The organism is Streptomyces durbertensis, assembly GCF_014156695.1.
Lineage (GTDB): Bacteria > Actinomycetota > Actinomycetes > Streptomycetales > Streptomycetaceae > Streptomyces > Streptomyces durbertensis.
The window spans coordinates 1-15,188 of the sequence record NZ_WMLF01000092.1 but is presented as its reverse complement, the minus strand read 5'-3'; the positions used below and the strand labels follow the sequence as shown (position 1 = coordinate 15,188).

11 protein-coding genes are annotated in these 15,188 nt (G+C 73.1%); 3 read left to right on the top strand and 8 right to left on the bottom strand.

All coding sequences use genetic code 11. The features are described from left to right. Nucleotides 1-738 (top strand): type III PLP-dependent enzyme domain-containing protein (locus GL263_RS09035; protein WP_500294561.1); only part of this gene is annotated, 738 nt, incomplete at its 5' end. 50 nt (nt 739-788) lie between these two features. Here the strand turns inward: GL263_RS09035 and GL263_RS09030 are convergent. From GL263_RS09030 to GL263_RS09000, 7 genes are all read right to left on the bottom strand, one after another. Continuing rightward, entirely contained in the window at nt 789-1,568 is a 780-nt protein-coding gene (locus tag GL263_RS09030) for a DUF4142 domain-containing protein (RefSeq protein ID WP_228456310.1), read from the bottom strand. Between the two features lie 223 nt (nt 1,569-1,791). After that, the gene (locus GL263_RS09025; protein ID WP_182855073.1) at nt 1,792-3,198 is read right to left on the bottom strand and encodes an aldehyde dehydrogenase family protein; all 1,407 of its coding nucleotides are present in this window, start codon (nt 3,196-3,198) and stop codon (nt 1,792-1,794) included. Between the two features lie 436 nt (nt 3,199-3,634). Further along, nucleotides 3,635-4,363, bottom strand: a complete 729-nt coding sequence (locus GL263_RS09020) for a helical backbone metal receptor (protein WP_182855072.1) — start codon at nt 4,361-4,363, stop codon at nt 3,635-3,637. After that, complete coding sequence (locus GL263_RS09015; RefSeq protein ID WP_182855071.1) at nt 4,360-5,415, bottom strand: ABC transporter ATP-binding protein; 1,056 nt, start codon at nt 5,413-5,415, stop codon at nt 4,360-4,362. The genes GL263_RS09020 and GL263_RS09015 overlap by 4 nt, the downstream gene beginning before the upstream one ends. After that, the gene (locus GL263_RS09010) at nt 5,412-6,974 is read right to left on the bottom strand and encodes an ABC transporter permease (RefSeq protein ID WP_182855070.1); all 1,563 of its coding nucleotides are present in this window, start codon (nt 6,972-6,974) and stop codon (nt 5,412-5,414) included. The genes GL263_RS09015 and GL263_RS09010 overlap by 4 nt, the downstream gene beginning before the upstream one ends. A 5-nt stretch (nt 6,975-6,979) precedes the next feature. Continuing rightward, nucleotides 6,980-8,050: an iron ABC transporter substrate-binding protein gene (locus tag GL263_RS09005; RefSeq protein WP_182855069.1), complete on the bottom strand. Its 1,071-nt coding sequence runs from the start codon at nt 8,048-8,050 to the stop codon at nt 6,980-6,982. 233 nt (nt 8,051-8,283) lie between these two features. Continuing rightward, the gene (locus GL263_RS09000) at nt 8,284-10,044 is read right to left on the bottom strand and encodes a BCCT family transporter (RefSeq protein WP_323379310.1); all 1,761 of its coding nucleotides are present in this window, start codon (nt 10,042-10,044) and stop codon (nt 8,284-8,286) included. Between the two features lie 193 nt (nt 10,045-10,237). On the opposite strand from GL263_RS09000, the gene GL263_RS08995 reads away from it, so the two are divergent. Further along, nucleotides 10,238-11,152 (top strand): 5'-3' exonuclease, encoded by a 915-nt coding sequence (locus GL263_RS08995; protein WP_182855075.1) that lies wholly within the window; start codon nt 10,238-10,240, stop codon nt 11,150-11,152. A 75-nt stretch (nt 11,153-11,227) separates the two neighbouring features. Next, the gene (locus GL263_RS08990) at nt 11,228-12,145 is read left to right on the top strand and encodes a siderophore-interacting protein (protein ID WP_438947938.1); all 918 of its coding nucleotides are present in this window, start codon (nt 11,228-11,230) and stop codon (nt 12,143-12,145) included. Between the two features lie 147 nt (nt 12,146-12,292). Here GL263_RS08990 and GL263_RS08985 read toward each other — a convergent pair whose 3' ends face one another. Further along, nucleotides 12,293-15,091, bottom strand: coding sequence for a DEAD/DEAH box helicase (locus GL263_RS08985; protein WP_182855067.1), 2,799 nt, complete (start codon nt 15,089-15,091; stop codon nt 12,293-12,295). Nucleotides 15,092-15,188 lie beyond the last annotated feature (97 nt).

The window sequence follows — 15,188 nt, the reverse complement described above, 5'->3', positions numbered from 1 at the left end:
CTGCGGGTGGGGGCGCTGCGCTCCCCGCTGCACTCCCCCGCCCGGATCGCCGAGTTGGCCCGTGCCGTGGTGCGCAGGCCCGGCTTCCGGCTGGTGGGGCTGATGGCGTACGAGGGGCATGTCGCCGGGGTGGGGGACGCGGTGCCCGGGCGGCCGCTGCGGTCCGCCGGCGTCCGGTTGATGCAGCGGGTCGCCAGGCGGGAACTGGCCGAACGCCGTGCGGCGGCGGTACGGGCCGTCCGGGAGGTCGCGCCCGACCTGGAGTTCGTCAACGGCGGCGGCACCGGCAGTGTCCAGCACACGGCCGCCGAGGAGTGCGTCACCGAGATCGCGGCCGGCTCGGGGCTGCTGCTGCCCCGCCTGTTCGACCACTACAGCTCCTTCTCGGGCCGCCCGGCGGCCCTGTTCGCCCAGCCGGTGGTACGTCGGCCGGGTGTGGGGGTCGTCACCGTGCTCGGCGGCGGTTATCCCGCCTCGGGCGCCGCCGGCCGGGACCGGCTGCCGACGCCGTACCTGCCCGAGGGGCTGCGCTACGACCCGATGGAGCAGGCCGGCGAGGTGCAGACCCCGCTGCTCGGGGCGGCGGCGGACGATCTGCTGATCGGTGACAAGGTGTGGTTCCGGCACGCCAAGGCGGGTGAACTGGCCGAGCGGTTCGACCGGTTCCACCTGGTGGAGGGCGAGCGGGTGACCGAGGTGGCCCCGACGTACCGGGGTGAGGGCCGCACCTTCCTGTGAGGTGCGGCCCTCCTCGGCTTGTCGGCGGCGGTTCGGCCGCGGCGCGCGCCTCAGGAGGAGACGGCGGCCTCGACGTCCTCCAGCGTCTCCTTGGTGACCAGGCCGGTGTCCTCCAGGACCTCCAGGTGGTCGAGGACGGTCTCGTTCGCCACCTTGGAGTGGCGGCGGATGAGGTCGTTCTGCGTCGCGCCCCTCACCTCGCCGATGATCGCGAAGATCTTGCCGTGGGCGGCCCGGAGAAGGTTGACGAAGATCCGGTCGAACTCCGCGCCGCGGGCCGCCTTCATCTGCGCCACCCAGCCCTGCTGCTCCTCGGACGCCTCGTTCGGGATCGCCACTCCGAGGATCTTCGCGTCCTCACGGACCAGTTGGTCGAGCATGGCGTGGCCGTCGATGAGGTGGTGGCCGGCGCGCTTCACGGCCTCGTTGTTGCTGTTCGTCTGGGCCAGCCGGCCGGCCGGGATCTCCCACAGGCCGGCCCGTCGCACGGCGATGAGGAACTTCTTGTCGACCTCGGTGACCGGTCCGGCCACGCTCGGCGAGGTGCCGTTGCCGCCGGCCTCGCCCTCGGCGGGCGCGCCCGGGGCTCCCGGTGCGGCGACGCCGCCGGTCTGGGCGCCGCCCGTTCCGGTGCCGGCGGAGCCGGCGGCCTGAGGCGGCTGGGCGGCGGCCGGCAGGCTGTCCGGGTCGCTGGGGTGGGCGTTCCCGCTGTCCTGCTGGAAGGCGAGCACCACCGTGGCGATGACGATCAGGCTCATCGCGGTGACGGTCACCGCGATGAGCCTGGGGGGAATCCGTCCCTTGCGTTCCAGGCGTCGACCGAGCCTCATGCGTTCTCCTCCGTCACGTGGGCCCCCGCTTTCCCGGCAGCATGCACGGTGTTCGGGCGGCATCGGAGAACTTGCGCACATCTGGACGAGGTCCGATCACGGGTGCCCGGGACCGGGGTACGGTCCCCTCGGCCGCACCCGTCCTCGGCACGCCCGGAGCGGGGTGCGCGGCCCAGGCGGGGTGCGGCCCGGAGCGGGGTGGCTCGCCGCCGGGTGAGGCGCCTCAGGCGTCGGTGGCGACAAAGACGTTCTTGGTCTCGGTGAAGGCCGCCAGCGCGTCGGGGCCGAGTTCACGGCCGAGGCCGGACTGCCCGAAGCCGCCGAACGGCGTCCAGTAGCGCACGCTGCTGTGCGAGTTGACGGAGAGGTTGCCGGCCCGGACCGCCTGGGAGACACGCAGCGCACGGCCGGCGTCCCGGGTCCACACCGATCCGGAGAGGCCGTAGTCGGTGGCGTTCGCCAGCCGCACCGCCTCGGCCTCGTCGCGGAACGGCAGCACGGCCGCGACCGGCCCGAACACCTCCTCGGTCGCGATCGGGTCCGCCGGCCTGGCCTCCACCACGGTCGCCGGGTACCAGAAGCCCTTGCCGTCCGGGATCTCACCGCGGATCGCCGCGGGCGCGTCCTGCGGGAGGTGTCCGCGGACCCGTTCGCGGTGTTCGGCCGAGATCAGCGGGCCCATCGCGGTGGCCGGGTCGGTCGGGTCGCCGCAGCGGAAGGCGAGTACGGCCGGTTCCAGCAGTTCGAGGAAGCGGTCGTAGACCTCGGCCTGGACGAGGATACGGCTGCGGGCGCAGCAGTCCTGTCCCGTGTTGTCCAGGAAGGAGCCGGGGGCCGCGGCGGCGGCCGCCTCCACGTCGGCGTCGGCGAAGACGATGTTCGGGCTCTTGCCGCCGAGTTCGAGCGTGAGCCGTGTGACACCGCGGGCGCAGCGCGCCATGACCTCCCGGCCCACCTCGGTGGAACCGGTGAACACCACCTTCGCCACCCCCGGATGGTCCACCAGCGCCCGGCCGGTGACCTCGCCGGCGCCCGGCAGGACCTGGAAGAGTCCTTCGGGCAGCCCGGCGGCCAGGCCGAGTTCGGCCAGCCGCAGGGCGGTGAGCGGGGTGGTCTCGGCGGGCTTGAGCAGGACGGCGTTGCCGGCCGCGAGCGCCGGGGCGGTCCCCCAGGCGGCGATCGGCATGGGGAAGTTCCAGGGCGCGATGACGGCGACGACGCCCAGCGGGTCCTGGAAGGTGAGGTTCACCCCGCCGGCGACCGGGATCTGCCGGCCGGTGAGTCGTTCGACGCCGCCGGCGGCGTAGTCCAGCAGGTCGCGGACGTTGCCGGCCTCCCAGCGGGCGCCGGCGACCGGGTGTCCGGCCTCCCGGACCTCCAGGGCGGCCAGTTCCTCGATCGCCTCGTCCACCTGGACGGCGAAGCGGCGCAGCACCCGGGCCCGGTCGCCGGGCGGCAGCGCGGCCCACACCCGTTGGGCGGACTCGGCGCGGCGCACGGCCTCGGCGACGGCCGCGGGCGGCGTCGCGGGGACGGTGGCCACGATCTCCTCGGTGGCCGGGTTGAGGATCGTGTGCGCCTCGAGGCCGGTGTCGGTGCCCGGGGCGGTCCTGGTGTCGGTCTGGGTCACTTCTTGTCCGCTCCTGTTCGACGCGCGCGATGTCGCGGTAGTGGTCCGCCACCTCGTCGCCGAGGGCGGCGGAGCTTAAGGTATCCGTGTAGACCTTTGAGGAGGGAGCCGCCCTGCGCCACGACCGGACCGGGGAGACGAAGCCCCCTTCCCGCCGATCAATGCGACGCCACGCGGGGACGCGGCGGCCGCCCGCGCGGAGCCCGCGCGAACACCGATGATCACCTCAAAGGTTCACGTACAAACTATTGACGTCCAGCGGGACGGTTCTTGGCGGGAGCGTACGCGACCGGCCGCCGCCGGCGACGGATCCTTGACAGGATCGGAGTGATTCTCGGCGGATGGGGAGCACGGTCCTCCCGCGGGCTCGCCGCGCTGCTCCCCCGGACCACCGCCCCTGCCCGGATGCACCCGGAGGCCGATCAGGACGCACGGGTCATGCGAGCGCTTGCCGGATCCGTCCGGCCAGCACGAGTGGCGCCCGAACCAGCGACGGCCCGTACCAGGTGAGGTGCCGGCCGCTCACCAGCGCGGCGGGCAGGCCGGGGAACGCCTCGGGGCCGTCGTCCGCGGTGAAGCGGTACGGCTCGTCGGGCAGTACCACCAGGTCTGCGCCGCACGCGGTGAGTTCGTCCAGCGGCACGCGCGGGTAGCGCTCGGCGTGGTCGGCGTACAGCTGGCGGACCCCGAGGCGGGCGAGCAGGTCCCCGGCGAAGGTGTCCCGGCCGAGCACCATCCACGGCCGGCGCCAGATCGGCACGACGGCGCTCACGTCGAACTCGGGTCGCGGTCCGGCCCACGCCTCCTCGGCCCTGGCCAGCCAGACGGGCCTGCGCAGCCCCAGGGCCACCACCAGCAGCCGGTCCAGTTCGGTGAACGCCTGGTCGAGCCCGCGCACCTCGGTGACCAGCACGTCGAGTCCGGCCTCGCGCAGGGCGGCCAGGTCGGGCGCCCGGTTCTCCTCCTCGTTCGCCACCACCAGGTCCGGCCGGAGTTCGACGATCCGGCCGATGTCCGGGTTCTTGGTGCCGCCGATCCGCTGGACGTCGAGCCCGGCCGGGTGCTCGCACCAGTCCGTGGCGCCCACGAGCAGGCCGGGGGCGCTCACCGCCACCGCCTCCGTCAGCGAGGGCACCAGCGAGACGACCCGGGGCGCGGCGCTCATGCCAGCGCGTCCTCGGCGTGCTCGGCGTCCCGCAGCAGCCCCTCGCCGACGACCTCGACCCCGGCCCGCTCCCCCGGCCGCACGGCCACCGGCCCCGGGTGGCGCACCTCGACCGGTCCCGGCGCGCCCTCCAGGTCGAGCGAGACGACCGAATCGTGGCCGTAGAAGCAGATGTCCCGGACGACACCGCTGACGGCCGCCGCGTCGGGGGCGACCAGCCGCAGCTGTTCCGGCCTGAGCAGCACGTTGCCGGACCCCTTGGCGTCGCCGGCCACCGGGACCGTGCCGACGCAGGTGCGGGCGCGGCCGTCGGCGACGGCCGCCGGCAGCACCACCGCGTCGCCGACAAACGCCGCCACCCACGGGTCGACCGGCGAGCGGTAGACCTCCTCGGGCGTGCCGACCTGCGCGACCCGGCCGCCTCGCACGACGGCCACCAGGTCGGCGGTGGACAGCGCCTCCTGCTGGTCGTGGGTCACCAGGACGGCGGTCGCGCCGGTGGCGTGCAGCGCGGCACGCACGTCCGCGCGCACGCCGGCGCGCAGCGCGCTGTCGAGCGCGTTGAACGGCTCGTCGAGCAGGACCAGCGCGGGGCGCGGGGCGAGCGCCCTGGCAAGCGCCACGCGCTGCTGCTGCCCGCCGGACAGCTCGTGCGGCATCCGCTCACCGTGCCCGGCCAGGCCGACGAGTTCCAGCATCTCGGCGGTGCGCGCGGACCGCTCGGCACGGGAGAGCCCGGTCAGGCCGAACGCGACGTTCCGCGACACGCTCAGGTGCGGGAACAGCGCGCCCTCCTGCGCGACGATGCCCACACCGCGCCGCTCCGGCGGCACATGGACGCCGGGGCCGACGACCGTGCGCCCGCCCAGTTCCACCCGTCCGGCGTCGGCGTGCAGGAAGCCGGCGATGATCCGCAGCATGGTCGTCTTGCCGCAGCCGGACGGGCCGAGCACGGCGACCAGTCGGCCCGAGGGCACGTCCAGGTCGAGCCCGTCGAGCACCGGGGTCCCGTCGTAGGACTTGCGGAGCGCGCTGATGTGCAGGTCGGTCATGAGCGATGCCTTCCGAGCAGGTAGGCGGGCACGGCCGCGACGAGGATGAGTGCGGCCGCGTAGGGCGCGGCGGCGGCGTACGCGGAGACGGTGGTCTCCGCCCACAGTCTGGTGGCCAGGGTGTCCATGCCGGTGGGCCGCAGCAGCAGGGTGGCCGGCAGTTCCTTCATGATGACCACGAAGGTCAGCGCGGCTCCGGCGGCGACGCCGGGCGCGGCCAGCGGGACGGTGACCTCCCGCAGCACCTGCAGGGGGCGCCGGCCCAGCGAACGGGCCGCGTCCTCCAGCACCGGCGGCGCCTGGAGCACGGCGGACCGGGTGGCCGAGACCGCGAGCGGGAGGAAGAGCACGACGTATCCGACGACCAGCAGCGGCAGTTGCTGGTACAGCGGGTAGGCGTAGCGGACGGAGAAGAAGACCAGCGCCAGGGCGACGGTGATGCCGGGCAGCGCGTGTCCGGCGTAGGCGGCCTGCTCCAGGAGCCGGGCGCCGCGTCCCCGGTAGCGCGCGGCGATCACGCCGACGGGCAGGGCGAGCAGCACGGTGGCGAGCGCGCCGAGCCCGGCGACGGTCACGGTGTTCTGGACGGCGTCCCAGAGCCGGGCGGGCTCCCAGGTGGCGGAGTTGCCGACGGCGATCCAGTAGCCGAGGGTCGCCAGTGGGAAGGCGACGGCCGCCGCGGCCACCGCCGTGCACCAGGCGAGCGCCGGCACCGTCCAGCGGCCCAGCCGCAGCCGCAGCGGGGGCCGGGCGGTGCCGGAGCCGGTGCGGGCGTGGCCGGCACGCCCCCGGCTGCGGTTCTCACCGACGACCAGCAGCACGGTGAGCACAACGAGCAGGCAGGACAGCACGGCCGCCGGGGTGCGGTCGAAGCTGGCGCGGTAGCTGGTGTGGATGGCCCGGGTGAACGTCTCGTAGCGCATGATCGAGACGGCGCCGAAGTCGGAGAGCACGTACAGCGCGACAAGCAGGCCGCCGCCGGCGGCGGCCGGGCGCAGCTGCGGCAGGGTGACCCTCGCGAACGTCCGCCAGGCGCCGAGCCCGAGCGAGCGGGCGGCCTCCTCCTGGGCGGGGTCGACACGGCGCAGCGCGGCCGCCGTCGGCAGGTACACGTAGGGGAAGCAGGCCAGGGTGAGGGCGAGCGTGGCGCCGGTGAAGCCGGCCAGCCCCGGCGCCGCGGAGACCCAGGCGAACGCGGCGACGTAGCTGGGCACCGCGAGCGGCAGCGTGGCCAGCACCGTCCACAGCCGGGCGGCGGGCAGCGCGGTGCGGACGGTGAGCCAGGCGAGGCTGACGCCCAGCAGCAGGCAGAGGGCGACCACCGTGGCGGTCAGTCCGAGGCTGCGGCCGAGCAGTTCGACGGTGCGTTCGGCGGCCAGCACGTCCCAGGCGTAGCCGGGGCCGTTCTCCAGCGCCCGGACCGCCAGGTAGCCGAGCGGCAGCAGCGCCAGCGCGGCGGCGAGCGTCGCGGGCACGAGCAGCACGGCGGGCGGGCGGCGGCGGGCGCGCCGCCGCCCGGCCGGTGTGCTGGCACCGGCCGGGCGGAGGGTGGTGGTCATCTGGCTCAGACCATCCCGACGTCCTTGAGAAGCTCAAGCGTCTTCTCAAGCGAGTCCAGTTCGCTCAGGTCCATGTCCGGGCCGCCGAGGGTGTCGAGGGCGGGCAGGCCCTCGACCGGGCTGGTGACGCCGGCCGCCAGCGGGTACTCGCTGGTCTGCGTGGCGAAGTAGGTCTGGGCGTCCTTGCCGAGCAGGAAGTCGACCGCCTTGCGGCCGGCCTCGCTCTGGCCGCCCTTCAGGACGCCGACGCCGGCGACGTTGACGAGGGCGCCGGGGTCGGTGCCGGGCAGGAAGTGCAGCTCGGAGTTGAGCTTGTCCGCGCCGACCTCCTTGCGCTTCTCGAACCAGTAGTAGTGGTTGATCAGGCCGAGGGAGGCCTCGCCGGCGTCGACGCCGTCGCGCACGGCGCCGTTCTTCTCGTAGACCTTCGGCGAGTTGGCCTTGAAGGCGGTGAGCCAGTCGCGGGTCTTCTTCTCGCCCTCGGAGACGCGCATGGCGGTGACGAAGGCGTGGAAGGAGGCGTTGGTCGGCGCGTAGGCGACCTTGCCCTTCCACTTGGCGTCGGTCAGCTCGAAGACGGACTTCGGCAGGTCCTTCTCGGCCACCTTGTCGGTGTTGTAGATCACGACGCGGGAGCGGCCGGAGACGCCGACCCAGTCGTCCTTGCCGCCGCGGTACTTGGCGTCGACCTTGTCGAGGGACTTCTGCGGCAGCGTGTCGAGCATGCCGGCCTTGGAGAGCGCGCCGAGGGCGCCGCCGTCCTGGGCGAAGAACAGCCCGGCCTTGGTGCGGTCGCCCTCCTCCAGGATCTGCGCGGCGAGTTCGGCGGTGTCGCCGTAGCGCACGTCGACCTTGAGGCCGGTCTTCTTCTCCAGGTCCTTCAGCAGCGGCGCGACCAGTGCCTCGTCGCGGCCGGAGTAGACGACCAGGCTGTTGTTCTTGCCCTTGTCTCCGCCGGCGTCACCGCCGTCGCCGCCGTCGTTGCCGCAGGCCGCGGCCGCGGGCAGCACCACGGCTGCCGCCGCGACGGCGGCGAGGGTGCGCAGACGGGCGCGTCTGGCCGGTTCGCTCTTCATGCAAGGACCTTTCCGTGTTGCCGCCCCGAAGCGGCACGACGTCTTCCACCGCCGGTGTCCACCAGCGGCAGATAATGAATAAGGTAAACCTTGCCTAAGGGTCAAGAGGCGGCGGGGTCCCCGAGACGGATGTCACCGAGCCGTGATCCGGCGTTCGGATACCCGAAGGACCCCCGGCGCGGTTCGCGCCGGGGGTCCTTCGGTGGTTCGTCACTGCCTCAACTCGGCCTGCATCAACGCTTCTTGGTGAGGTCTCCGTCGGCACCGCGGCGGCCGTCGTCCGGCCCGTCGCCGTTGCCGCCGCCGTTCGGCGACAGACTGCCGTTCTCCAGCCCCTCCTCGATGGCGGCGACCGCGTGCCCGATGAGCCGCTCCTGCTGCTCCTTGCGCTTGGCCGCCAGATACGCCTGGCGTTCGGCGTGGAAGGACTTGATCGTGGCGGCGCACATCCCGATCATCACGATGCTGAACGGGAGCGCGATGAGGATCGCGGTCGTCTGGAGGGTGTCCAGCGCCGCCGTGCCCGTGCCGCTGGCCACCAGCAGGGCGATGGCGACGGCGCCCTGGGCGGCGGCCCAGAAGATGCGGCTCCAGCGCGGCGGGTCCGGGTCGCCGCCGGAGCAGAGCATGTCGACGACGTAGCTGCCGGAGTCGGAGGACGTCACGAAGAACAGCACGATCAGCAGCATCGCGACACCGGCGACAAAAGCGCCGCCCGGCAGGGTGTCGAGCAGCTGGAACAGCGCGCTGTCGCGGCTGACCGTGTTGTCGTCGGTGCCCAGTCCGCCGGCGCCGAAGACCTCGCGGTGCAGCGCCGAGCCGCCGAAGACGGAGAACCAGAAGAAGGTCAGCAGGGTGGGTACCAGCAGCACGCCGCAGACGAACTCGCGGACCGTGCGGCCCCGGGAGATCCGGGCGATGAAGATGCCGACAAACGGCGCCCAGGAGATCCACCAGCCCCAGTAGAAGACCGTCCAGCCGCTCACCCACTCGGTTCCGGCGTCGCCGGCGCTGGCGCCGGTGTCGAAGCTGAGCCGGAGGACGTTCTGGAGATAGCCGCCGATGTCCTGGACAAAGCCGTTCAGGATGAACAGCGTCGGTCCGGCGATCAGCACGAACAGCATCAGCCCGAGGGCCAGCGTCATGTTGATGTTCGACAGCCACTTGATACCGCGCGCGACGCCGGTCACCACCGACACGACGGCCAGCAGCGTGATGCCGATGATGAGGGCGACCAGCACGCCCTTGCCCGGGCTGTCCACCCAACCCTTGAAGTCGAGGCCGGCGGCGATCTGGAGGACGCCGAGACCGAGGGAGGTGGCGACGCCGAAGACGGTGCCGACGACGGCGATCACGTCGATGGCGTGGCCCCAGGCGCCCTTGATCCGGTCGCCGAAGACGGGCTCCAGCGCCCAGCGGATGGAGACCGGGCGGCCCTTGCGGTGCACGGCGTAGGCGACGGCGAGACCGACCACGACGTAGATCGCCCACGGGTGGATGCCCCAGTGCAGGAATGTCTGCACCATCGCGGCCTCGCTGCGGCTCGCCTCGGACTCCCCCGTGCCCGGGCGCGGGGAGGCGTAGTGCGTCAGCGGTTCGGCGACGCCCCAGAAGACCAGGCCGATGCCCATGCCGGCGGCGAACAGCATCGCCAGCCAGGAACCGAGGCCGAACTCGGGCTTGGTGTCGTCGTGCCGGCCCAGCCGGATGTCGCCGTAGCGGCCGACACCGACCCAGATCGCGAAGATCACGAAGAGTGACACGATCACCGTGTAGTACCAGCCGAGGCCGCCGACGACCTCGGACTGGATGGTGTCCACATGGCTCTTCGCCTGGTCCCGGAAGATCGTCGCGTAGAGCACAAAGGTGATGATGATCGCGGCGGCCGGGTAGAAAACCCCTGGTGAGACGGTGGACAGGCGCCCCTTCGCGGGGCTCTTGGGTCTGACGTCCGGGCCGTCGCCCGGCCCCCTCACCTTCTTCTCCGCGGCCACGTGGTTGGTCCTTCGCTCTCGGTTACGGGTGGTGCTGTGTCGCCTGACCCGGAGGTCCGACTGGCCGCACCTGCCCAGATCCGATGATCCCATGCATCACAGAAATGTCTCTTTGACGACCCTTGCGGCGGCCGCCGCGCCGCGGGTGTCACCGCCGTGCGGCATCATCACCGGTGTGACGACACGACGCCTGATGCTGTTGGACACCGCCTCCCTCTACTTCCGCGCCTACTTCGGCGTGCCGGACTCGGTGCGGGCGCCGGACGGCACGCCGGTGAACGCGGTGCGCGGACTGCTGGACTTCATCGCCCGACTGGTCCAGGACCACCACCCGGACGACCTGGTCGCCTGCATGGACTTCGACTGGCGGCCGGAGTGGCGGGTGGCACTCATCCCCTCGTACAAGGCGCACCGGGTCGCCGAGGAGGCGCCGGAGGGCCCCGACACCGAGGTGGTGCCGGACACGCTCAGCCCGCAGGTGCCGGTGATCGACGCCGTGCTCGACGCGGTGGGCATCGCGCGGGTGGGGGCGGCGGGCTACGAGGCGGACGACGTGATCGGCACCCTCGCCACCCGGGCGGCGGGCCCGGTGGACATCGTCACCGGCGACCGGGACCTGTTCCAGCTGGTGGACGACAAGCGGCGGGTACGGGTGCTCTACCCGGTCAAGGGCGTCGGCCAGCTCGCGGTGTACGACGAGGCCGCCGTGCGGGACAAGTACGGCGTCGACGGCTCCGGCTACGCGGACCTCGCACTGCTGCGGGGCGACCCCAGCGACGGCCTGCCCGGGGTGCCCGGGGTCGGCGAGAAGACGGCCGCCAAGCTCCTCGCGGCCCACGGCGACCTGGCCGGCGTGCTGGCGGCCGTCGACGACCCGCGCTCGGGCCTGACCCCCACCCAGCGTCGCCGGCTGGACGAGGCGCGACCCTACCTCGCCGTCGCACCGAAGGTGGTGCGCGTCGCCGACGACGTACCCGTGGGCGACTTCGACCCGACGCTGCCCTCGTCACCGAAGAACCCGGAGGCGGTCGCCGAACTGGCGCGGCGCTGGGGCCTGGGCGGGGCGCTGGAACGGCTGCTGACCACGCTGGGCGGCCGGCCCGCCTGACAGCCCGCCCCCGAACCGGCACGGCGAGTGTTAGCTTAGGCTTACCTCACTCCCCCACCGTCTGGAGTAGCAGCCGTGCCGGAACGCGCACCCCGCAAGCAGCCCACCGCACGCCTGATGACCGTTCTGCGCAAGCAGCGACTCACCCCGCACATGGTCCGGGTGGTGTTCGGCGGCGAGGAACTGACCGGGTTCCCCGTCGGCGAGTACACCGACTCCTATGTGAAGCTCCTCTTCCCGCGCCCCGGCGTGCACTACCCCGAACCCTTCGACATGGCGCGTGTGCGGCAGGAACTGCCGCGCGACCAGTGGCCCGTCACCCGCACCTACACCGTGCGGCGCTTCGACCCGCAGGCCCGCGAGCTGACCATCGACTTCGTCGTACACGGCGAGTCCGGCCCCGGCGCCGGACTCGCCGGCCCCTGGGCGCTGTCCGCCCGACCCGGTGACCAGATCCGGCTGCTGGGGCCGGGCGGCGGCTACCGCCCCGACCCGCGCGCCGACTGGCACCTGCTCGTCGGTGACGAGAGCGCGCTGCCCGCCGTCGCCGCCGCGCTGGAACGGCTGCCCGACGACGTGCCGTCGGTCGTGCTGCTGGAGGTCGACGGACCCGACGAGGAGCAGCAGCTCGCCGCGCCCCCCGGCACCACGCTGCGCTGGCTGCACCGCACCGGAACGGGCAGCGCACTCCCCCGCCACGTCGCCGAACTCGACTTCCCGCCGGGCGACCCGCACGTGTTCGTGCACGGCGAGGCAGGCTGGGTGAAGGAGGTGCGGCGCCACCTGCGGCTGGAGCGCGGCGTGCCGCGCGACCGGCTCTCGGTGTCCGGCTACTGGCGGCTCGGGCACAACGAGGACGGCTGGCAGGCCGCGAAGCCCGAGTGGAACGCCACCGTCGAGGCCGAGCAGGAGAGCACGCAGGGGACCTCGGACGCCACGGGACCCGTGGCGGTTCCAGCGGGCCCGGCGGGCAGCGCCGCCCCCGCGCGCTGACCGGGTCGCACCGCGCGGCAGTCGCCCGGCGGCGCCGCCGGGCAGGCCGAGAGCGGCTGAGGAACCGTCGGCGTTCGGCGACATACCGCCCCGGGCCGAGGACGGCTGTCCGTCGGCGGCCCGGGGCGTCGGCCGGCGGGGCCGGGTTCAGCCCACGGAGGTGTACGCGACCACGCCGCGCAGCATGGCGTCCGCCGCGCGACGGGCGTTGCGGCTGATGCCGCCGTCCCCCGGCGCCGCCGCGGCGATCTGCCCCAGCACGTCCACCACCTGCTTGCACCACCGCACGAAGTCGCCCGCCGGCATGTCCGCCTCCCGTAGGACGGCGTCCAGCCCGGCACCCTCGGCCCAGCGGTACGCCGCCCAGGCGAAGCCGACATCCGGCTCGCGCAGCCCCACGCCCTCGCTCTGGTGGATCCGGTGCTGCTCCTCCAGGTCGTCCAACTTGCCCCAGATGCGCACCATCTCGCCCAGCGCGTGCTTGGCGCGGCCGCCCGGCAGCTTCGGCGCCAACGCGTCGTCCGACGAACGCGACTCGTACACCAGGGCCGACACACACGCGGCCAGCTCGGCCGGGTCCAGCCCCTCCCAAACGCCGTCGCGCAGGCACTCGGCGGCCAGCAGGTCCAGCTCGCCGTAGAGCCGCGCCAGCCGCCTGCCGTCCTCGGTGACCTCGTCGCCCCGCAGGTACTCCAGCTCGGCCAGCAGCGAGTAGACCCGGTCGAACGTCCGGGCGATGGTGTTCGTGCGGCCCTCGATCCGCCGCTCAAGCTGGCGGGTGTCCCGCTTGAGCCGCCAGTAGCGCTCGGCCCAGCGGGCGTGGTCCTCCCGCTCGTCGCAGCCGTGGCAGGGATGGGCGCGCAACTCCGCGCGCAGCCGGCTCAGCTCGTTGTCGTCCGCCGCCGCCGAGCGCTGCTTGCGGTGCCGGGTGGGCTCGTGGTGCCCGGCCCGGGTACGCAGCGCGGAGGCGAGGTCCCGGCGCGACTGCGGGCTGCGCGCGTTGAAGTTCTTCGGGATGCGCATCCGGTCCAGCGGCTCCACCGGCACCGGGAAGTCGATCCCGGCCAGCCGCTTGACCTGCCGCTGCGCGGTGAGGACCAGCGGGCGCGGCCCGTCGTGGTGGTCCACGTCCCGACGGCCGTGGCTGCGACCCGCCGGCAACCCCGGATCGAGCACCAGGGCCAGCCCGGCGAACCGGCCGGTGGGCACGTGGATGACGTCACCCGGACGCAGCTTCTCCAACGCCGCCGCGGACTGCGCCCGGCGCTGCGCCACGCCCTGCCGCGCCAGCTGGTTCTCCCGGTCCTTCAGCTCCCGGCGCAGCCGGGCGTACTCCTCGAAGTCGCCCAGGTGGCAGGTCATACCGGCCCGGTAGCCCTCCAGGCCCTCCTCGTTCTTCTGCACCTGGCGGGAGATCCCCACCACCGCGCGGTCCGCCTGGAACTGCGCGAACGACGTCTCCAGCAGCTCCCGCGTGCGGTGCCGGCCGAACTGGTCGACCAGGTTGACCGCCATGTTGTACGACGGCTTGAAGGAGGACCGCAGCGGGTACGTGCGGGTGCCGGCGAGGCCGGCCACCGCGCCCGGGTCCATGCCGCGCTGCCACAGCACGACGGCATGCCCCTCGACGTCGATGCCGCGCCGCCCGGCCCGGCCGGTGAGCTGCGTGTACTCGCCCGGTGTGATGTCGGCGTGCTGCTCGCCGTTCCACTTGACCAGCTTCTCCAGCACCACCGAACGGGCCGGCATGTTGATGCCGAGCGCCAGCGTCTCGGTGGCGAAGACCGCCTTCACCAGGCCCTTGACGAACAGCTCCTCGACGACCTCCTTGAACGTCGGCAGCATGCCCGCGTGGTGGGCCGCGATGCCGCGCTCCAGGCCCTCGAGCCACTCGAAGTAGCCGAGGACGTGCAGGTCCTCGTCCGGGATCGCGGCCGTGCGCGCCTCGACGATCTCCCGGACCCGCACCCGGTCGTCGGCGTCGTTCAGCCGCAGGCCCGCGTACAGGCACTGCTGCACCGCCGCCTGGCAGCCGGCCCGGCTGAAGATGAAGGTGATCGCCGGCAGCAGCCCCTCGGCGTCGAGCCGGTCGATCACCTCGGCCCGGCTCGGCGTCCAGATCCGGCTGCGCTGCCGCCGCTCCCGCTCCCGGTCCGCCTCCCGCTTCGGGCGCCGCCGGTCGCCGTTGCCGCCGGGGCGGCTGTTCTCCATCCGCGCCATGCGCAGCAGGTCGGGGTTGACCGCCCGGCGGTTGTCCTTCTCCTCGAAGAGGTCGTACATCCGCCGCCCGGCCAGCACGTGCTGGAACAGCGGCACCGGACGGTGCTCGGAGACGATCACCCTGGTGTCGCCGCGCACTGTGTCCAGCCAGTCGCCGAACTCCTCCGCGTTGGACACCGTTGCCGAGAGGGAGACCAGCGTCACCGACTCCGGCAGGTGGATGATCACCTCCTCCCACACCGCGCCCCGGAAGCGGTCGGAGAGGTAGTGCACCTCGTCCATCACCACGTAGCCGAGGCCGTTGAGCGCCCGCGACCCGGCGTAGAGCATGTTGCGCAGCACCTCGGTGGTCATCACGATCACCGGGGCGTCGCCGTTCACACTGTTGTCGCCGGTCAGCAGACCGACCTTGTCCGCGCCGTAGCGTGCGACGAGGTCGTTGTACTTCTGGTTGGACAGCGCCTTGATGGGCGTGGTGTAGAAGCACTTGCGGCCCTCGGTGAGCGCCAGGTGCACCGCGAACTCGCCCACGATCGTCTTGCCGGAACCGGTCGGCGCCGCCACCAGGACGCCCTGACCGTCCTCCAACGCCCGGCAGGCCTCGAGCTGGAACGGGTCGAGTGCGAAGTCGTACATTTCGCGGAAGGGCGCCAGCGCGGTGGCCTGCTCCGTGGCGCGCTTCCTGGCCGCCGCGTACCGCTCGGCGGGAGACATGTCGTCGGTCATCGTGCCTACGAGCCTACCGGCCACCTCCGACAACAACACCGCCTTTAACGCCCCGCCGGGGCGACCACCTCAGGTGACGTCGTCGAAGCCGTTGCGG

Excerpts from the sequence above, each read along its gene's own strand:
- GL263_RS09005 (WP_182855069.1), bottom strand. The coding sequence starts at position 8,050 with ATGAAGAGCGAACCGGCCAGACGCGCCCGTCTGCGCACCCTCGCCGCC.
- GL263_RS09015 (WP_182855071.1), bottom strand. The coding sequence starts at position 5,415 with ATGACCGACCTGCACATCAGCGCGCTCCGCAAGTCCTACGACGGGACC.
- GL263_RS09010 (WP_182855070.1), bottom strand. The coding sequence starts at position 6,974 with ATGACCACCACCCTCCGCCCGGCCGGTGCCAGCACACCGGCCGGGCGG.
- GL263_RS09020 (WP_182855072.1), bottom strand. The coding sequence starts at position 4,363 with ATGAGCGCCGCGCCCCGGGTCGTCTCGCTGGTGCCCTCGCTGACGGAG.
- GL263_RS08985 (WP_182855067.1), bottom strand. The coding sequence starts at position 15,091 with ATGACCGACGACATGTCTCCCGCCGAGCGGTACGCGGCGGCCAGGAAG.
- GL263_RS09030 (WP_228456310.1), bottom strand. The coding sequence starts at position 1,568 with ATGAGGCTCGGTCGACGCCTGGAACGCAAGGGACGGATTCCCCCCAGG.
- GL263_RS08995 (WP_182855075.1), top strand. The coding sequence starts at position 10,238 with ATGCTGTTGGACACCGCCTCCCTCTACTTCCGCGCCTACTTCGGCGTG.